At 69.6% G+C, this 18,109-nt stretch carries 17 protein-coding genes and 1 pseudogene; 9 read left to right on the top strand and 9 right to left on the bottom strand.

What is annotated here, in order from left to right; genetic code table 11:
• Positions 1 to 124: 124 nt before the first annotated feature.
• Positions 125 to 1,537, bottom strand: coding sequence for an aminotransferase-like domain-containing protein (locus FHR33_RS35680; RefSeq protein ID WP_183657402.1), 1,413 nt, complete (start codon positions 1,535 to 1,537; stop codon positions 125 to 127).
• A gap of 49 nt (positions 1,538 to 1,586) precedes the next feature.
• On the opposite strand from FHR33_RS35680, the gene FHR33_RS35685 reads away from it, so the two are divergent.
• The 3 genes from FHR33_RS35685 to FHR33_RS35695 all read left to right on the top strand — a co-directional run bounded on the left by FHR33_RS35685 (position 1,587) and on the right by FHR33_RS35695 (position 4,053).
• On the top strand, positions 1,587 to 2,462 hold the full coding sequence (locus tag FHR33_RS35685; protein WP_246452287.1) for a DMT family transporter: 876 nt from the start codon (positions 1,587 to 1,589) through the stop codon (positions 2,460 to 2,462).
• A gap of 54 nt (positions 2,463 to 2,516) precedes the next feature.
• Positions 2,517 to 3,539: a hypothetical protein gene (locus tag FHR33_RS35690; RefSeq protein ID WP_183657408.1), complete on the top strand. Its 1,023-nt coding sequence runs from the start codon at positions 2,517 to 2,519 to the stop codon at positions 3,537 to 3,539.
• A gap of 82 nt (positions 3,540 to 3,621) precedes the next feature.
• Positions 3,622 to 4,053: an ASCH domain-containing protein gene (locus tag FHR33_RS35695; RefSeq protein ID WP_183657411.1), complete on the top strand. Its 432-nt coding sequence runs from the start codon at positions 3,622 to 3,624 to the stop codon at positions 4,051 to 4,053.
• Positions 4,054 to 4,164: 111 nt separating this feature from the next.
• Here FHR33_RS35695 and FHR33_RS35700 read toward each other — a convergent pair whose 3' ends face one another.
• The gene (locus tag FHR33_RS35700) at positions 4,165 to 4,881 is read right to left on the bottom strand and encodes a hypothetical protein (protein ID WP_183657414.1); all 717 of its coding nucleotides are present in this window, start codon (positions 4,879 to 4,881) and stop codon (positions 4,165 to 4,167) included.
• 332 nt (positions 4,882 to 5,213) lie between these two features.
• Here FHR33_RS35700 and FHR33_RS35705 point away from each other — a divergent pair, with 332 nt between their 5' ends.
• Entirely contained in the window at positions 5,214 to 6,797 is a 1,584-nt protein-coding gene (locus tag FHR33_RS35705; RefSeq protein ID WP_281388493.1) for an alpha/beta hydrolase, read from the top strand.
• On the top strand, positions 6,787 to 7,815 hold the full coding sequence (locus FHR33_RS35710) for an acyltransferase family protein (RefSeq protein WP_183657419.1): 1,029 nt from the start codon (positions 6,787 to 6,789) through the stop codon (positions 7,813 to 7,815). Before FHR33_RS35705 ends, FHR33_RS35710 begins: the two co-directional genes overlap by 11 nt.
• Positions 7,816 to 7,830: 15 nt before the next feature.
• On the opposite strand, the gene sigJ is transcribed toward FHR33_RS35710, so the two are convergent.
• Positions 7,831 to 8,775 (bottom strand): RNA polymerase sigma factor SigJ, encoded by a 945-nt coding sequence (gene sigJ, locus FHR33_RS35715; protein WP_183657422.1) that lies wholly within the window; start codon positions 8,773 to 8,775, stop codon positions 7,831 to 7,833.
• Positions 8,776 to 9,004: 229 nt separating this feature from the next.
• On the opposite strand from sigJ, the gene FHR33_RS35720 reads away from it, so the two are divergent.
• Positions 9,005 to 9,400 (top strand): hypothetical protein, encoded by a 396-nt coding sequence (locus tag FHR33_RS35720; protein WP_221241381.1) that lies wholly within the window; start codon positions 9,005 to 9,007, stop codon positions 9,398 to 9,400.
• Positions 9,401 to 9,621: 221 nt separating this feature from the next.
• Here FHR33_RS35720 and FHR33_RS35725 read toward each other — a convergent pair whose 3' ends face one another.
• Positions 9,622 to 10,110, bottom strand: a complete 489-nt coding sequence (locus tag FHR33_RS35725; protein ID WP_183657424.1) for a winged helix-turn-helix domain-containing protein — start codon at positions 10,108 to 10,110, stop codon at positions 9,622 to 9,624.
• A gap of 41 nt (positions 10,111 to 10,151) precedes the next feature.
• Positions 10,152 to 10,628 (bottom strand): GntR family transcriptional regulator, encoded by a 477-nt coding sequence (locus FHR33_RS52920; RefSeq protein WP_312895868.1) that lies wholly within the window; start codon positions 10,626 to 10,628, stop codon positions 10,152 to 10,154.
• Between the two features lie 110 nt (positions 10,629 to 10,738).
• Here FHR33_RS52920 and FHR33_RS35735 point away from each other — a divergent pair, with 110 nt between their 5' ends.
• Complete coding sequence (locus FHR33_RS35735) at positions 10,739 to 11,044, top strand: hypothetical protein (RefSeq protein ID WP_183657427.1); 306 nt, start codon at positions 10,739 to 10,741, stop codon at positions 11,042 to 11,044.
• 625 nt (positions 11,045 to 11,669) lie between these two features.
• Here FHR33_RS35735 and FHR33_RS35740 read toward each other — a convergent pair.
• Positions 11,670 to 12,359: a JAB domain-containing protein gene (locus tag FHR33_RS35740; RefSeq protein WP_183657429.1), complete on the bottom strand. Its 690-nt coding sequence runs from the start codon at positions 12,357 to 12,359 to the stop codon at positions 11,670 to 11,672.
• Between the two features lie 314 nt (positions 12,360 to 12,673).
• Entirely contained in the window at positions 12,674 to 13,396 is a 723-nt protein-coding gene (locus FHR33_RS35745) for a GntR family transcriptional regulator (protein ID WP_183657432.1), read from the bottom strand.
• A gap of 385 nt (positions 13,397 to 13,781) precedes the next feature.
• Here FHR33_RS35745 and dapA point away from each other — a divergent pair.
• Positions 13,782 to 14,697: pseudogene (gene dapA, locus FHR33_RS35750) on the top strand (4-hydroxy-tetrahydrodipicolinate synthase).
• Positions 14,698 to 14,757: 60 nt separating this feature from the next.
• Entirely contained in the window at positions 14,758 to 16,443 is a 1,686-nt protein-coding gene (locus FHR33_RS35755) for a ribonuclease J (RefSeq protein WP_183657435.1), read from the top strand.
• Between the two features lie 79 nt (positions 16,444 to 16,522).
• On the opposite strand, the gene FHR33_RS35760 is transcribed toward FHR33_RS35755, so the two are convergent.
• On the bottom strand, positions 16,523 to 17,290 hold the full coding sequence (locus FHR33_RS35760) for an ABC transporter permease (RefSeq protein WP_183657437.1): 768 nt from the start codon (positions 17,288 to 17,290) through the stop codon (positions 16,523 to 16,525).
• Positions 17,287 to 18,039 (bottom strand): DUF2705 family protein, encoded by a 753-nt coding sequence (locus FHR33_RS35765; RefSeq protein ID WP_183657439.1) that lies wholly within the window; start codon positions 18,037 to 18,039, stop codon positions 17,287 to 17,289. The genes FHR33_RS35760 and FHR33_RS35765 overlap by 4 nt, the downstream gene beginning before the upstream one ends.
• Positions 18,040 to 18,109 lie beyond the last annotated feature (70 nt).

Genomic DNA, 18,109 nt, shown 5'->3' on the forward strand with positions numbered 1-18,109 from the left:
GCCCGCGACCGGAGGATCTCGGGGGCACGTGTTACACCGTATCGGTGATTCGGGGCTCGCGATGACGCCTGGCTCGATAACGAAGGGTCTTCGTCCCGGTTTCCCGCGCGGGACGTGGGCCTGCTCAGGTGGCGGGCGCTTCGCTGAGACCAGCGTACGCCTCGGCCAGCCGCCGTACGCCCTCGGTCAGTTCGGCCAGATGCGTGGCGGCGCTGTGCGTGACGCGGACGCGCGGCCCCGGCGGCTCCGCGGGGTAGTAGATCCGTCCGGGGCTCACCTGGACGCCGTTCCTGCGCGCCCCTTCGACCAGCGCGGCCTCGTCGACGTGCGGCGGCAGCCGTACCCACAGGTGCAGGCCGCCGCGCGGGACCAGGTGCGGCTCGGCCTCCGGCAGCAGGGAGAGCATCGCGGCGGCCAGCGCGTCGCGCCGCGTGGTCAGCTCGGCGTGGACGGAGGACAGGTGGCGCGGCCACGACGGCGAGCCGACGAACTCCAGTGCGGTCTCCTGCAGAGGCCTGGCCACGAAGAACGACTCCACCAGCTGGCTGGCCCTCAGCCGGTGCGCGGCGGGGCCGCGGGCGATCACGGCGGCCAGGCGCAGGCTGGGGGCGAGGATCTTGGTGAGGGAGCTGATGTGGACGACCGTGCCGTACCGGTCGAGCGCCACCATCGACACGGGCGCGTGGGCGGTGAGGAAGCGGGCGTAGTCGTCCTCGACCACGAACGCGTTGTTGGCCCTGGCGACCTGGAGCACCTGCCGCCTGCGCTCGGTGGACAGGGTGGCGCCCGTGGGGTTGTGCAGCGTGGGCTGGCAGTAGAAGACCCGCGCGCCCGTCACGGCGAAGGCCTCGGCCAGCAGGTCGGGCAGCACGCCGTCGCGGTCCATCGGCACGGCTGTCGCGCGCAGGCCGGCCGCCTTGGCCGCCGCCAGCGCCCCCGGATAGGTCGGCGTCTCGACCAGCACATGTGTGCCCGGCGCGGCCAGCGCGCGGAAGGCGTGACTGAGCGCGGCCTGGCCACCGCTGACGATCAGCGCGTCGGCCGCCGTCACGTCGCCTCCCGCCTGCCTGGCGAACCATCCCCGAAGCTCCTTGAGGCCGGTCAGCGGCGGCAGCGCCCACGCGTCCGCCCGCTTGACGGCCCGCGAGGCCGCCGCGGACAGCTGCCTGTCGGGACGCATGGCCGGGTTGAGGTAGCCGCCGGTCAACGGGACGACGTCGTCGGGCGGCGCGGTGAGCAGCGCGGTCACGCCCGAGTCGTCGACCACGCGGTCGCCCAGCGCGACGGTCTGCCACGAGAGGTCGCTCATCTCGCCTACCGAGGGCGCCGCAGGGGCGACGAAGGCGCCGCTGCCCGGCCTGGTGACCACCCTGCCCTCGGCGGCGAGCTGCCCGATCGCCCTCGACACCGTGACGGGGCTGACCCCGTGGCGGCGCATGAGCTCCCTGCTGGAGGGCAACCGGTCGCCCGGTCGCTTCGCCGCTATCTCCTGACGCAGCGTCGCGGCAAGCTGGACGATACTGCTATCGTCTTTCATGAGAGACAAGAATAGCGCTATCGCAAACGGTGGAGTAGCGGTTCCCCTTATGGCCAGGAGCGACGAGCTGAAGGGCACCGCCCTCGCCTTCGCCGGCGTGCTGGCCTTCTCCGGCTCCTTTCCCGCCACCGTCTTCGCGATGCGCGGGTTCGACCCATGGCTGGTGGCCATCGGCCGCGCCCTGCTGGCCGGGATCGTGGCGCTGGTCTGCCTCCGTGCGGCGAGGGTGCCGCTCCTGCCGCCGCGGTCGCAGTGGGGCTCCTACGCGCTCATCTCTCTCGGCGTGGTCTTCGGCTTCCCCGTCTTCAGCGGCCTGGCCCTGCACCTGGGGGCGAGCACGGCCCATTCGGCGGTCGTGATCGGCCTGCTGCCCGCCGCCACGGCGGCCTTCGCCGTCCTGCGGGCGGGCGAGCGTCCGCGGCCGCTGTTCTGGGTCGCCTGTACGGCGGGAGCCGTCGCGATCACCGTCTTCACCGTCTCGCAGGGCGGCGGCGGCCTCTCCCTGGCCGACATGCTGCTGGTGGCCGCCCTGCTGTCGGCGGCGCTCGGCTACACCGAGGGCGGCCGGCTGGCGCGTTCGACGCCGGGCTGGCACGTCATCTCCTACGCCCTGGTGCTGTCGCTTCCCGTGACGCTTCCCGTCTCGGTGGCGCTGGCCGCCGTCACCCCCATCACGCTCACCGCGGCCTCGGTCGGCGGTTTCCTCTACGTCGGCCTCGTGTCGATGTTCCTCGGATTCATCCCCTGGTACGCGGGCCTCGCGCGGGGCGGCATCGCCCGCGCCGGACAGACCCAGCTCGTCCAGCCGCTGCTCACGCTGGTCTGGGCGTGGCTGTTGCTCGGCGAGAGGTACGGCCTGGCCACCGTGCTCGGCGCGCTCGCCGTCCTGGTCTGTGTGGCCGTGACGCAGCGGAGCCGTTCGTAGTCCTTGAAAGACGTGACACCTCAGCGCAGGATAGGGGCAGGAGGTGTCACAACCATGGCCGACCTCACGATCCCCGAAGGCGGATTCTGGCCAGCGCCCGAGATCCCCCAGCCGAACATCTATCCGATGGAATGGCGGGTCGAGACCGAGAAGCTGGCGGCGATCTACGAAAAGTCCAAGCGCATGGTCTGGAACCCGGCCGACCTGCCGTGGGACGGGCTCTCCCCCGACGACTTCACGGTCGAGCAGCGTCTGGGGATCATGTACTGGTTCGCCGTCCTGGCCAACTTCGACGCCTCAGGGCCCGCGGTGTTCGCTCGGGCGACCATCCAGGCCTTCGAGAAGCACGAGGAGGATCCCGTCCGCAAGTGCTTCTTCTCGATCACCAGGGACGAGATGAACCACGAGGAGTGCTGCCAGCGGACGATCGCCAAGCTGTGGCCCGGCGGTCCTCTCGACTGGACTCCCGTCACCGACCTGGAGAAGGCGGCGCACAACAACATCGGGTGGCTCTACCACAACGGCGGGCGCTACTGGACGGGCTACAGCTCGGCGGTCGGGAAGTACTCGCTGCCCGTGCTCTTCACCTCGTTCATGATGGGTGAGATGGCGGCGTCCACCCTGTTCAGGGGCATGTCGTCGGGCACCAGGCACCCGGTGTTCAGCGAGATGTTCCAGCGCATCGGCCGCGACGAGTCCCGGCATCTCCAGATCTGCATGACGATCCTGGAGAACGAGTGGCCCGGGCTCACCGACGACGTCCGCTCGCTCATCACCCGGCAGCTGCGGGCAGGGTTCGTGTTCCTGTCGATGATCCTCTGGGAGCCGCCCGAGGGCTTCTGGGAGCTTCCGCCGTACTTCCTGGACAACCACCGGGTCCTCATGGACCACGCCAGGGAGGCCGGGCTCGGGGTGCTGTCGTACGAGGAGCAGGCGGAGAACTGGCGGGTGGCGATGGCGAGGATCCGCGCGATCGTCGAGCGGTGGGGGATCGAGTTCCCCGCCATTCCCGAACTCGACATCGAGGGCGTCCACGTCGACTTCCTCGACCCCGAGGAGATCATCCCGGTCTTCTGACCCTTGCGGAGGTCCGCGGGCCGCCGCCTCCAGCAGGCCCCGGCTTGTGAGGGCGGCGGCGCCTGGCCGTAGCCTGCTGGTCATGTGGGGAAGGATCGACGGACTCAGGGTCCTGGGGCTCGGCACGCCTGGCGGGCTGCGCGCCGAGTTGAACGACCTCGTGCTGTCCGGCGCCAAGACCGGCACGGCGGGGCTGCTCGAGCACGACTACCGGGCGGAGGACGAGGAACTGGAGCGAGCCGGCGAACGGCTCGCCCTGGTAGACGACGACCAGCCGATCGCGGTGATCGAGGTGACGGCGGTCGAGGTGGTGCCGTTCGGCGAGGTGACGTGGGAGTTCGCGGACTCGGAGGGGGAGGGGTACCGCTCGGTGGAACACTGGGCGGACTCCCACCGCCGCTTCTGGAACAGCCTGGGACACACCGTCGACCCCGCCACAGAGATCGTCTGCGTGTCCTTCCGCCTGGTCGAACCTGAGGTCCTCTCGGACGCGGCCCAGGTGAGCAGGTCCTGAGCCGGTTGGGCCGCTCGGCACATCACCCCGCATCGAACGCCCACCGAAGCCGACCGCCGCCGAGCTCGCGCGCCGCCCTGGCGCCGGGGCGTCCCGAGCCGGCGGAGACGGTCAGCTGAACGCCTGGATCAGCTGCATGTGGGGGAAGGTGACCTGGACGGCGCGGGAGTTGGCGTCCTTCAGGAACGCGACGAACGCAGGGTCGTGGAAGGCCGTGCCTGCGGTCATGTCCTTGACCGCGTTCGTGCCGGGAGCGGTGATCCGGTGCCGGGCATACCAGGGGTCGATGACGTAGCACTGGGGACCCCATGAATCGACGTCATCGGGCGTTCCCGCGCGGTTGACCACGATGAAGGCGTGGCCGCCCTGATCGCCCTCGTACTTGAACAGCTCGACGACCGAGCCCGGATCAAGAAGGTTGTGGTTGCGAGCGAGGTGGCCGAGGGCCGCACAGGCGAACATCGTGCAGACGCCACTGGAGAAATTCTTGATCGACTCGTCGCCGCGCTTGAGATAGTCGATCTTCAGCTGAGTGCGGAGTTGCTCGAACACCTGGGCGGTCAGAGCGCTCCACTCCTGCTCTTTGTCGAGCAGACCGCTGTGTTTGGCCGCGGCGGCGAAAGCGATCTTCTCGTTGCGGCCGGCATTCGCGAACGTCTTGGCGTCCGCGATGACCTGCGGCACCTTCGGATCCAGATCCGGCCGGGCGCTGAAGGCGGCTGTCGGTCCCTCCGCGAGCGAGTGGAACGGGTTCCAGACTCTGGCACTTCTCAGAGAGGTGCTCTGTAACGACTGGTTGATGGCGGTCATCGCGGTGAGCTTGGACATCCATGTCTCCTCGTGTCGGGCCCCCGGATGGTCTCACCTCAGGAACGTTCCATCCACCCCTTTCGACCCTTCACATGGGGGCGTTCGGCTCACATGGGGGCGTTCGGCGACGAACACCGATACCGGCTGATCACGTCTGGTTGTGACCAGAGGGGCAAGCGCCGTCTCCAGGTCCTGGGCCAGATGTACTCCTGTCCCGGGTCTGGAGTACCGAAGACGCCGCGCTGCAGGAGTCCGGTACCAGCGAGAGATCGTTCCTGCCGTCGATGAACCGAAGCGTGGGTGTCAGCAGGCTGAGATACATGTCCGACATCCTCGATCGCCTGCACCGGATGTTCTTCCGAGTCGTGTCGCTGCTTCCCACCTCCGTTCAGGGTCGCTTCCTCCGCCACTACTTCGAGTGGGTTCATCACTTACCTGACCCGTGGCGGTATGACACCGAGCCATATGAGATCGACAAGTACGAGATGACGTTGCGGCACGTGCCCCACCGTGCCTACCGCAGAGTCCTGGACGTGGGATGCAGCGAAGGGGCATTCACTCGCCGGCTGGCCCGTGCATACCCGAGCGCGGAGTGCTGGGGCGTGGACGTCTCGGATCGGGCGGTCACCAGGGCGGCGGCGAAGGCGGCTGGGGCGGCGAGATTCATGGCGCTCGACTTCCTCAACGAGGACCCCGACGGCACCTTTGATCTGGTCATCTGTGCCGAGACGCTGTATTACGTGGGCCGCGACGAACGGCTGCGCCTGGCTTACGGGCGACTTCGCTCGTTCATGGTGCCGGGCGCGGTCCTGGTTCTCGTGCACGAATGGCCCGAGGCGCGCCGCCTCTACCGGCACCTCGACGACACACCGTTCTTCCGCCGAGTAAGCGAGCACCCGTACGAGCACCCGGTGCGCTCGTACGCCGTCACGGTGTACGAACGCGTGGAACCCGCCTCGCGTGATCGTGCCGCGCTTCTGCGGGCGCGCACCGATCCCATGACCCGCCTCGACACGGGGGCTCCGGCCCCTGGGCTCGAAGGACGGCATGGCCCCGCCTTCCCGGCGATGACGCAGGGCAGGAGACGGGATCACTCTCGCTCACGTATGCGGCCCTTTCGGACGCTGCTGCTGGCCGCCGTGCTCGCCACGGGAACGGCCGCCGCCGGCCGGCCAGTGGTGGATGAGCTGCCCCTTCCCTCTGCCTTCGATGCCGACGCACTCCAGGACCGCTACGAACTCCACGCGTGGTCGGGGCGACAGTTCCTGGCATGGAGCCGCAGGGGCGACGGCCAGGCGATCGAGGTCGTAGGGGATCTCGCCAACGCGCGGACAGTCATCGTCTATGTGCCGGGCTCGGGGCAGAGCCTGGCCTCCTTCGACGACTCCGCGGAAAGCCCCGGGCGAGCGGCCCGCGCGCTCTATGACGAGGCCGCCGGGCTGGGGCCGGGGACGGCGGTGATCGGCTGGCTGGGCTACGACCCGCCGGACCTCGTCAACCTTGAGATCGCCACCATCTGGCCGGCCGACAGAGGCGCCCGGAGGCTGAGGTCCTTCCTCTCCATGCTGCCGCGACACGTGCGGATCAGTCTGGTCTGCCACAGCTATGGCTCGGTGGTCTGCGCTCGTGCCGTCGCGGGATCGCCGGTCCACGATCTCATCGTCACCGGCAGCCCAGGCCTGGGTGTCCGAAGGGTATCGGACCTGCACACCTCGGCGCGGATCTGGGCGGCGCTCGGCGGCGGCGACGACGTGTTCCGCTCCGGCCTGCTGATCGGGCCGTTCGGGTTCGGCACCGATCCCGTGAGCGCCGAGTTCGGCGCGCGAGTCCTCGATGGCGGCGATGCCCGGCATCACACCTACCTCAGGCCCGGCACCCGGACCCTGACGGAGATCACTCACATCGCGGTGAGGGGGCGGGAGCGTGCGGCGTGAGCGGCGAATCGACGTGCTGCTCGCCACGTCCGTCACGGTCGGCATCCTCGGACAATGGCTAGCCACCTCGTACGTCGTCACGGACGATCTCCACGTGGCGAGCCTGCTCACGGCCGTGCCGGAGTTGGCGCCCGCCACCTGGCTGCTGCAGACCCTGCCCGTGTTCTTCTTCACGAGCGGATATGCCCATGGTGGAGAGGGGTCCTCGGCAGCGCTGCGGCTGCGCCCGATGCTGACCTTCCTGCTCGCCTGGGGAGCGGGCCTGGCGGTCCTGTCGGTCAACGGATTCTCCCTCGCCGCCATCCGCGAGATCCTCGGCCCCGTGCTCCAGCCGCTGTGGTTCCTGGTGCCCTACCTGCTGCTCACCGCGGTCGCTCCATGGCTACGTCGGGCGGTGCTTCGATACGGCTGGGGGACGGCCCTCGTCCCCGGAATCTCTGTGGCTCTTGTCGACCTTGCCCGTTTCGCCTGGCCCGAGCTGGGGTGGTTGGGCTCCGTCAACGCGATCTCGGCCTGGGCGGTGCCGTTCCTGCTTGGCCTGGCATGGAGGCAGGGCAGCATCAGCGGAGCGTGGTTGCTCAGCGGAGGCGGGATGCTCGCGGCGATGCTGATCGCCCTCGGCCACTACCCCGTCGACATGGTGGATGTGCCTGGCGCGCCGGTGTCGAACATCGCGCCACCGACCGCGGCTCTCCTCGCTTTCGGATGCGCGCAGTGCGGGCTCGCGGCACTGGCGGGCGATCGGCTCGGCCGCTGGGCCGAAGACCGCCGGATCGCGGTCCTGATCAGCGACGCGGCCTTCCCGCTCTACCTCTGGCATCCAACGGCGCTTGCTATCATCTCGCTGGCCACGGTCCAGTTCGGTCCGGTCGCAGGGCTCACCAGCCCGCCGACCAGCACGACCTGGCTGACGCTGCGGTTCGCCTGGATGCCCCTCTGCGTGACGACGCTGATCGGATTGCTGGCGCTGGCACGGCCGCGTGTGCCGAAGCCCCATGCGGGTCACAGCAGCCTGTAAGGCGTGGCCCTCGGATCAGTGCCCTGACTCCGCCACCGGCCAGGACCCAAGCTTGTCGGGGTTGCGTACCGCCCAGATGCGCATGATCCGGTCGCCTGCGACGTCGATCGCCGCCACCGTCATGGTGACGCCGTTGTGCTGGGCCACCAGACCGGGCCGGCCGTTGACCGTACGCTCCAGGAGCGTCAGGCCGGGTGCTCGCTCGGCAAGGGCGAGGATGTAGCGGGCCACCTGCTCGCCGCCTTCGACGGGGTGGAGCGCGGCGCTGACCAGACCGCCGCCATCGGCGATCATCGTGGCGTCGGGGTCGAGGAGGCCGACGAGGGCGGCGATGTCCTTGGCCTCCCACGCCTGCTTGAAGTCCCTGACGAGGCCGGCGTGCCGGGCTGCGGGAGCCGACGGAGTCTGCGACGCGCGAACGCGGCGGCGGGCCGTGAAGGCCAGCTGGCGACATGCCACCGGGGTACGTCCGACGATCTCGGCCACTTCGGCGAAGGAGTACCGGAAGACGTCGTGCAGGATGAACGCCACACGCTCGGCCGGGGTCATCGACTCGAGCACGACCAGGAACGCCATGTTGATCGACTCGTCGAGCGTGACCCGGTCGGCCGGGTCGACCGTGCCTGCGCCCTGCCCGTTGACCCACTCCGTGTGATCGGGCAGCGGCTCCGGGACCCATTCGCCCACGTAGCTCTCGCGCCGGGCCCGTGCCGAGCCGAGCAGGTCAAGGCAGATGCGGCCGGCGACCCTCGTCAGCCAGGCGCCGGGGGATTCGATGGCCTCCTGCTGCCGGCGGGACATGGCGTACCAGCGGGCGTAGGTCTCCTGGACGACATCCTCAGCCTCGGCCAGGGAGCCGAGGAGCCGGTAGGCGACATTGATCAGCTGACGCCGCTCGCTCATGATCACGCTCAGGCCCGGATCGAGCCGACCGTCTCCCGGTTCGGATGGGGTGGTCATCGTTTCGCCGATTCCCTAGGTCGCATCGGGTCCTCACCAGATCGACGAAAGGTGAGGTCGGCGCGTCGCCTAACATTTCCGGCACCTGTTTCGTCGGACTACTGAGACACCCGGATCACCAGGCCTCAGACACCGCTGACAGGGAGAAGGAAAACCCGCCATGCCCACGCACACGACGACGAAGCGAGGCCTCCTCATGGTCTTGCAGGTCGCCATCACCCTACAAACCGTGGCCGTCTTCGTCCAAGCGATCACCGCTGGGCTGCTGTTGTCCACCCCCGGCGGTGGGGCGCTGCACAGTGCCGGATCGTACACCGTGTTCATCGTGACCCTGCTACACCTGATCGTCGCGATCCTGGTGTGGCGGCCGGGCGGCGGCTCACCCAGGCCCATCCGGTACGCCGCCGGCTTCTTCGCGCTCACCTCGGCACAGGTGGCGCTGGGCCTCGCGCACATGACGGCCCTGCACGTCCCCGTGGGCGTCCTGATGTTCGGCCTGAGCGTTTCCCAACTCGTCCGGATCTGGACCGGCCGCCGCGCTCACGGGGCCGCCGCACCATCGACGGTCGGTCAAGGGGCCGACCGCGGCACTCTCGACGAGTCAACACCGGCAGGTCAGATCTGACCGCCAGGCACATGGCGGCCCGGGGAGCGCCCGGACGACGACCCGGCGCGCCCTGCGCGTGCTTCGCGAGGAGGGCCTGATCTCCACCGCTCCCCGGATCGGCGCCTTTGTCGGCGAGCCCGGCCAGGTGCCGCGCGGACCGGATGATCATCATTGATCTGCAGGTAGATGGGTGCCACCATCAAGGCCGAGCGTGGTCTACGCATGTGCGGGCGATGAGACTAGCGGGGAGGAGAAGGGGGCCACCTGTCCTTGGCGGAGACGTAGGTGCCGCGGTAGGGAACGGTGAACGCCCATCCCTGTTCCCTGAGGTGCGCCACCGCCTGGCGGGCTGTGACCTTGGCGACGCCGTACTCCTTCATCAGCGCCTTCTCGCTCGGGATGGGCCGGTTCGGGGCGATCTCGCCTCGGCGGATCCTGGCGGCGATCTCCTCGGCGATCTTCTGGTAGAGCGGGGTCTTACGCGGTGCGCGGGGAATTCCAGGCTCGCCGACGAAGGTGCCCTCGCCCTGGATCGTGTAGGCCACACCCTGCTCCCGCAGCTCCCTGGCGACCCGCCGTGCGGTGGTGCGGGCGATCTGGTATTCGGCCTGGAGTTCTGCCTCACTGGGCACGGGCTCGCCAGGCTTGAGCGCGCCGCTGAGGATGCGCTCGCGAAGGCGTTCCGTGATCTGCCGGTAGAGCGGTATAGGGCCGTCTCGGTCGAGCATGGACGTAGCCTAGGCGTCGCGATACAAGCAGTCGAGTGGCTTCAGGCCTGGGGCCACGACTCCTTGGGCGAGACGAAGCTGCCGCGAGCCGGCACGGTGTAGATCCAGCCTTGCTCCCGCAACAGCGCCATGGCCCGCCGTACGGTCTCCCTGGCCACCTCATACTCCTGGACAAGGGTGGACTCACCCGGAATCGGGCGGCGCGGCTGAAGCTGTCCCGTCCTGATCCGTTGCTCGATGTCGCCCGCGATCTGCCGGAACAGCGGGGTCTTGCGCGGGCTGCGCGGCGCTTCTCCGGGATTGCCGACGAAGGTGCCCTCGCCCTGGACCGTGTAGATCAGCCCCTCCTCGCGAAGGACGTGGATGGCCCGACGGGCCGTAGTCCTCGCGACGCCGAACTCCTTCTGGATGTCGGCCTCGCTCGGCACGGGATGGCCGGCCGTGAGGCCGTCGATCCGCTGCCTCATGATCTCGGCGATCTGTAGGTAGAGGTGGGTGTCTCCGTGGTAGTCGAGCACATACGAAAGCTAGGCGAACGGATACTAGGTACCGCATAACGCTTCGTCTATAAAGGCAGATCTTTGCGTCTCACTAGACGTGGAGATACGACCAGACGTATTGTCCGAGTGTGAATCGCAGCGATCGCGAGCTGACGCAGGACACGTGCATCAGCCAGCACGTCTCCCCATTGCTCGACACGTATGTGCCGATCGACTGGGCGATCGCGACCCCCAGGGCGGATCGAGTGCGAGTGCGGGCGCATACGTGCGAGCGCCTGCCGGTGGCGTACGAGTTGTGCCAGGCGGCCGGGCTCATGTTCATCCGGCGCACGAGTCGAGGGGAAGGGGCGACGGTGGTGCACGAGTCCCCGTGGCAGCGGGTGTGCGAGGTGGAGGAGCTGTGGCGGCGCCTCCTGGAAGGGATGGCGCGGTGATCGCGATACGAAGACTCGCGGGCTGGCGCGCCCTCCTTCGGTGGGGGCAGACGCGCTGGAAGGCGTCCACCGCCGCACGCGTGGCGCGGCACCGGTCGGGGGCGCAGACGTGGGGGTGGTGGGTGCCGTTGGTCGGGCAGTTTCACGAACGCGGCGCCCACCGCGAACCCTGATACGTGCCCTGGGCCCAGTGGCCTTTCGGGCGGGCGCTTGGCGGCCGCTCGGCTCAGGGCGCTTCGACCTCCGCAGGCATGCTCCATCCCGGCCTGCCCGCGGAGCCGTTCCTCCGGCGGGCAGGGCCCGGTCCGCCGGAGGAACGGGGAGATGTGGAGACTCCGCTCTGCGCAGCGCGGAAGGCTTCGCTGGATAGACGGGGTCACTCCTCCGGGTGGAGCTGAGACCCGTCTAGAAAATGGGCGCCTGGCGGGCCTCCGAGTGACTGGGGAAGGGAGTCGGAGGTTCGCCGGGCGTCCTCTCTGTGCACGTGGTGCCGGTCGTCTCTGGGCTTTTGAAGGCCCCCGCGGCCTCCAGCGGGGGGATCCCCTTTCCCCTGGGCTGGAGTGGCGGCCCCGCTCTTCCAACGCGGAGCGGGGTCGTCTGCTGTGCACCGAGTGGCTTCTCGGCGTCAGGGGCCTGCCGGATGTGACGGATCGGCTGAGGGGTGCGGGATGCGGCGCCAGGCGGTGTCGGTGACGATCACGTGGTCGAGGAAGCGCAGGCCGACCGTTTCGGCGGCCTCGGACAGGCGGTGGGTGGTGGCGAGGTCGGCTTCGCTCGGGTCGAGGGAGCCGCTGGGGTGGTTGTGCGCGACGCCGAACGCCGCGCCGCCCGAGGTGAGCACCGTGGTGATGATCTCGCGGATCGGGGCCGGGGTGTGGTCGGCGCCGCCCTCCGTCATCAGGGCCCGGCGCAGAACGGCGCCGCGAGGGTCGCAGACGATGACGACGAGGCGTTCGCGGGGGTGTCCGCGCAGGAACGGGGCGGCCTGGGCGGCCAGCTCGCTCGATGAGGTGATCCGCGCGCGGGCGGGGCCCTCCTGCGCCCGCCGTACGAGGTGGAAGGCGGCGGCGACGCGGGCGGCCTTCGCGGGACCGACGCCGCGGACGGCGAGCAGGCGGTGAGCGTCGGAGCGGGCCAGCTCGCCCAGGTCGCCGCAGTGCTCGATGAGCTGGGCGGCCAGGTCGACGGCGTCGCTCCCCCTGGTGCCCTGGCCCAGGAGGAGGGCGAGGAGCTCCCTGTCGGCCAGCGCTCCCGCACCGCTGGTGAGCAGGCGCTCGCGTGGGCGGTCGGCGGTGGGCAGGTCCTTGACTCGCAATCGACACCTCCGGATCGGCACCTTGCCGGTTGTATCAACGGGCACCGACAAATCCGGGGCGGACGGGGAGCCCGCGCGAGATGGCGAGGAGCCCATCCGCCGGGACGGCGAGGGCCGGTCCATGGCCAGGCGTGAGGCAAGGGGCGACGAGTCGCGCCGGAGCCCTGGAAGGGGCTGGAGCCGCTGGAGTGGAGAGTGGGTGGTGCGGCCGGGCGGCGCGAGGGTGGAGTGGGTGGTGCGGCCGGGCGGCGCGGGGGTGGGGCGCCGCCCGGGCGGAGTTCGGGGACGAGGTTCCAGACGAGCAGGCGGGCCGGTCAGAGATGGACGGCCATGCTGTAGACGATTTCGAAGCGGTCGCCTGGAACCACGATGTCGCTCGTCTCCACAGGACGTTCGCCTGCCCAGTGGGTTCGTTTGAGGTGCAGCACGTGCACCCCCGCCGGCAGATCGAGCGCGTCGATCTCGGAGGGGCGGGGCACGCGGGTGTGCACGCTCTCCACGATCTCGGTCACCTTGATCCCGTAGGAGGCCAGGCGCCCGATGAGGCTGCGGCGCTCCTCGTCGGAGTGCGGAGCGAACTCCAGCGGCTCGTAGGAGGTGGCGAGCTGGAGGGGCTTGCCGTCGGCGCGGAAGACGTAGTGGGTCCTGGTGAGGGTGGTCGACTCCTCCACGCGCAGGCGCTGGGCGATGTCGGCCGTGGCCTCCACGGGTTCGCTGTGCCAGTCCCAGGTCACGCGCCGGCCCTGGCTCTGCAGGTCGGCGGCGAAGGGGGCCTGGTGGTCGTGGAAGCGCCATCTGTGCAAAGGAGCGAGGTCGGGGCGCTCCCTGACGTAGTGTCCCGACCCCACCCGGCCGAAGATGAGCCCTTCGCCTGCCAGTACGCGCAGCGCGTGGCGGGCGGCGGTCTCGCCGACCTGGTACTTGCGGGTCAGCTGCGCCCGTGAGGGGATGGGCGCGCCGGGGGGAAGGGTGCCGTCGTTGATCTGCCGCCGAATGTCTTCGACGACGCGCAGGTAGACCGGATCGGAACTTGCCACTAGTCCATCCCTGGGGTTGCTGTGAGGCGTTGCCCCATGTTGCCGTATTCGGCAGGTAACCCACCGTCATCGACGGGAGATGGAGTTCCAACTTTGGATGGCCGTAAAAATATTCCGAGAACTCTGTAACGCGAGCGTAAGGGGCTGCGATTCTCCGGTAGAGGTCGTCGATGTGTGTACCCCCGAGCACATATCGGCGGCCTCTTCCATGTCTCGCGTCAGTCGTGACGCTCTGCGACCGAAGGCGCGCTCCAGGTGAGCGGCGCGCGTGCCCGCCGTACGGCAGGCGCACATAGCCGCGAAAGCGGCGTGATAAGGGCCTGGAAATGGCGTTATGGGGGTGGCGGGGTTCGGGAGGTGAGGGAATCCGGGTAGCGTTCGCACTATGGGATCGCCCACTCGAACCTCCGAAGCCCCCTTCGGGCGCATGCTGACCGCCATGGTCACGCCGTTCACCGACGACGGCGCCGTCGATTACGACAACGCGCGCAGGCTCGCCGCCTACCTGGTGGACGAGCAGCGCAATGACGGTCTGATCGTGAGCGGCACGACGGGGGAGTCCCCGACCACCAGTGACGCGGAGAAAGAGCGTCTGCTGCGGGTCGTGGTGGAGGCGGTCGGCGACAGGGCCACCGTCGTCGCGGGTGTGGGGACGAACGACACCCATCACAGCATCGAACTGGCCAGGCAGGCCGCGCGCGCGGGCGCGCACGGGCTGCTCGTGGTGACGCCGTACTACAACAAGCCCCCGCAGGAGGGCCTCTACCGGCACTTCGCGGCTGTGGCCGGCGTGACGGGGCTGCCCGTCATGCTCTATGACATTCCCGGCAGGAGCGGCGTGCCGATCCAGACCGAGACGCTGCTCAGGCTTGCCCAGCACGACACGATCGTGGCGGTGAAGGACGCCAAGGGCGACCTGTTCGCCGCCTCCCTGGTGATGACGGCGACCGACCTGGTCTTCTACTCGGGTGACGACGTGCTCAACCTGCCGTGGCTTTCGGTGGGCGCGGCGGGGTTCGTCAGCGTGGTCGGGCACGTGGTCGGCGCCGAGCTTGCCAGAATGATCGAGCTGCACAGGGCGGGCGACGTCGCGCAGGCGACCGCCCTGCACCGGCAGCTGCTGCCCGTGGTCGACGGGGTCATGAACCGCGCGGGTGGCGCGATCATGACGAAGGCGGCGCTGAAGCTGATGGGCCGGTCGGTCGGCCCGATGCGGCCCTCCGCTGGTGGAGGCCACCGAAGGACAGATCGCCGAGCTGCGGGCGTGCCTCGTGGCCGGTGGAGTGAAGTTGGCTGACTGAATGACAACGGGGAGGAACGGAGATATTGAGAACACGATCTGACCGGCATGGGGGCGCCGCATGAGCCATCCGCATCCGGAACTCGGCCCCCCGCCGCGCCTGCCCGACGGCGGGCTGCGCATCGTGGCGCTCGGCGGCCTGGGCGAGATCGGCAGGAACATGGCGGTCTTCGAGTACGAAGGCCGGCTGCTGATCGTCGACTGCGGGGTGCTGTTCCCCGACCCCGAGCAGCCCGGTGTCGACCTGATCCTGCCCGACTTCGAGTACATCAGGGGCAGGCTCGACGACGTCGAGGCGCTGATCCTGACGCACGGCCACGAGGACCACATCGGCGCCGTGCCGTACCTCCTGCGTGAGCGGCGCGACATCCCGCTCGTCGGGTCGAGACTGACGCTGGCCTTCATCGAGGCCAAGCTCACCGAGCACCGCATCCAGCCGGAGAAGCGGCACGTCGTCGAGGGGGAGCGGCACCACTTCGGGCCGTTCGAGTGCGAGTTCTTCGCGGTCAACCACTCGATCCCCGACGCGCTCGCGGTCGCGATCAGGACCCCTGCGGGCATCGTCCTGCACACCGGCGACTTCAAGATGGACCAGCTGCCCAGCGACGGCCGGCTGACCGACCTCGGCGGGTTCGCCAGGCTCGGCTCCGAGGGCGTCGACCTGCTGATGTCCGACTCGACCAACGCCGAGGTGGCGGGGTTCGTCACCTCCGAGCGGGAGATCGGTCCCGTCGTCGACGAGGTGATCCGCACCTCGTCCAAGCGCGTGATCGTGGCGAGCTTCGCCTCCCACGTGCACCGCGTGCAGCAGGTGATCGACGCCGCGGAGAAGCACGGCCGCAAGGTCGCGCTGGTCGGCAGGTCGATGGTGCGCAACATGGGGGTCGCTCGCGACCTCGGCTACCTGCGCATCCCGAACGGCCTGGTCGTCGACTCGCGTGACATCGAGGAGTGGCCGCCGGAGGACGTGGTGCTGATCTGCACCGGTTCGCAGGGCGAGCCGATGGCCGCGCTGTCGCGCATGGCCAACCGCGACCACGCGATCCGCATCGCGCCGGGCGACACGGTGCTGCTGGCCTCCTCGCTGGTGCCCGGCAACGAGACCGCGGTCAACAAGGTCATCAACGGGCTGACCAGGTGGGGCGCGCGCGTCATCCACAAGGGCAACGCGAAGGTGCACGTGTCGGGGCACGCGGCGGCCGGCGAGCTGCTGTACGTCCTGAACCTCACCAGGCCGTCGAACTTCATGCCGGTGCACGGCGAGTGGCGCCACCTGCGGGCGCACGCCAAGCTGGCCTCTATGACCGGCGTGCCCGACGACCACATCGTGATCGCCGAGGACGGCGTCGTGGTGGACCTGGTCGACGGCGTCGCGAAGATCACCGGTGCGGTGCAGGCCGGGTACGTCTACGTCGACGGCATCTCGGTCGGCGAGATCACCGACACCTCGCTGAAGGACCGGCGCATACTCGGTGACGAGGGGTTCGTCTCGGTCGTCGTGGTGGTCGACTCCAACACCGGCAAGCTCACCGCGGGGCCCGAGATCCACGCGCGCGGGTCGGGAATAGACCCCGAGCGCTTCGACGAGATCATCCCGGTGATCGAGAAGGCGATCGAGCAGAACGCCGCCGACGGCGTGGTGGACATGCAGCAGATCCGCCGCGTGGTCCGCAGGACGGTGGGGCGCTGGGTGAGCGACACCTACCGCCGCCGTCCGATGATCATCCCGGTGATCGTGGAGGTCTGACCCAGGCCTTGCGTAGACCCCAGCCCGCAGTCCGGGGCTGGGGTCTTTCCCGTCGGGACGGCGTGCCCCGCGTGCGTGGTCAGACGTCTCGTCCGCGGATGAGGAGGAGGCCGGAGCCCAGCGGCACCGCCGCGTACAGCACCAGCGCCACCGCCGCCGCGAACGGGGACAGCAGGGCGCCGTAGACCGAGGACGTGAGGTCCTCGCCGGTGATCTCGCGGGGCAGCGCGCCGAGCATCACCGAGCCGAGCCGCTCGCTCCACGGCTCCGGCAGGTTCCCGACGATCATCGGGATGACGTAGACCAGCCCGACCAGGATCGCGATGGCCCCCGCCGCCGAGCGCAGCACCGCGCCGAGGCCCAGGCCGAGCAGCGCGTACACCGCGACGGTGAGGCTGGAGGTGACGAGTGTCGGCAGCCTGTCGGCGAAGCCGGCCACGGGATAGCGGCTCTCCAGCATCCACCAGGAGACGGCGTACGTGGCGAACACCACGACGGGTCCGACGACCAGGCCCAGGCCGCCCACGACCACGGACTTGGCCGCCAGCACCGGCCGGCGCCCTGGCACCAGGGCGAAGCTCGTCCTGATGAGGCCGGTGGCGTACTCGGAGGTGATCGCCAGCACGCCCATGATCCCCATGGCCAGCTGGGGCACGATCAGCACCACCTCCTCCAGTTCGGCGATCCTGGCGCCGGCGCGCATCGAGGCGGGGGCGCTGTCGTACATGGCGATCGCCGACATGGCCACCGCCACCGCGAGCAGGATCGCGCCGAGGGAGATCGCCAGGATGAGATGGTTGGAGCGGATCGAGCGGATCTTCAGCCATTCGGCGGCCAGCACGTTCACGCGTCCCTCCTCTCGAAGACCAGGAAGGCCGCGACCAGCGCCACGAGCGCGTACCCGGCCAGGACGGCGACCGCGGCGGCAGGGGGCAGCAGGCCGTCCAGCCGGGTGGAGATCCGCTCGCCCGCGATCTGCGGCACCAGGTTCGGCAGCATCCAGGCGCCCACCCTCACGTTCCACGGCTGCGGCAGGTAGGGAGCGATGCCCGGCAGGACGAACAGCAGTCCCACGACCGAGCCGACGGCCGCGGCGGTCGAGCGGGTGACCACGCCGAGGCCCAGTCCGACCAGCGCGAGGACGGTCACAGACAGCACCGAGCCGAGCAGCAGCGGCAGGTCGTCGCCGAAGGAGCCCGCGTTGTAGCCGACCGCGCGGTCACCGGCGATGAGGTGGCTGACGGCGTGGGTGATGAAGATCACGGCGAGCGCGGGCAACGTCGTGGCGGCCGCCACGACCGTCGCCTTCGCCGCCAGCAGCGCCCTGCGGCGCGGCACGGCGGTGAGGCTCGGGCGGATGGTGCCCGTGCCGTACTCCGCGGTGACGGCCAGCACGCCGACCAGGGCCAGGCTGATCTGGACGAGCGGCAGAAACCCCTCCTCGGGCGCGGCGGCCCTGATGGAGCCGCGCGCGTCGGCCAGCGTGCCGACGTAGAAGCTCCAGACCGCGCCCAGGACGATCACGAGCGCGGCGGCACCGATCGCGTAGCGGGTGGAGGAGACCGAGCGCAGCTTCAGCCACTCCGAGGCGATCACCGGGCCGCTCCGTACTCGACGCTGCCCGCGGTCAGGGCGAGGTAGGCCGACTCCAGGGAGTCGTAGCGCT

The sequence above is a fragment of the Nonomuraea dietziae genome (genome assembly GCF_014195505.1).
Taxonomy (GTDB): Bacteria; Actinomycetota; Actinomycetes; order Streptosporangiales; family Streptosporangiaceae; genus Nonomuraea; species Nonomuraea roseola.

Coding starts and splice junctions, on each gene's coding strand:
- FHR33_RS35680 (WP_183657402.1), bottom strand. CDS start 1,537: ATGAAAGACGATAGCAGTATCGTCCAGCTTGCCGCGACGCTGCGTCAG.
- FHR33_RS35685 (WP_246452287.1), top strand. CDS start 1,587: ATGGCCAGGAGCGACGAGCTGAAGGGCACCGCCCTCGCCTTCGCCGGC.
- FHR33_RS35690 (WP_183657408.1), top strand. CDS start 2,517: ATGGCCGACCTCACGATCCCCGAAGGCGGATTCTGGCCAGCGCCCGAG.
- FHR33_RS35695 (WP_183657411.1), top strand. CDS start 3,622: ATGTGGGGAAGGATCGACGGACTCAGGGTCCTGGGGCTCGGCACGCCT.
- FHR33_RS35700 (WP_183657414.1), bottom strand. CDS start 4,881: ATGTCCAAGCTCACCGCGATGACCGCCATCAACCAGTCGTTACAGAGC.
- FHR33_RS35705 (WP_281388493.1), top strand. CDS start 5,214: ATGTTCTTCCGAGTCGTGTCGCTGCTTCCCACCTCCGTTCAGGGTCGC.
- sigJ (WP_183657422.1), bottom strand. CDS start 8,775: ATGACCACCCCATCCGAACCGGGAGACGGTCGGCTCGATCCGGGCCTG.
- FHR33_RS35725 (WP_183657424.1), bottom strand. CDS start 10,110: ATGCTCGACCGAGACGGCCCTATACCGCTCTACCGGCAGATCACGGAA.
- FHR33_RS35755 (WP_183657435.1), top strand. CDS start 14,758: ATGAGCCATCCGCATCCGGAACTCGGCCCCCCGCCGCGCCTGCCCGAC.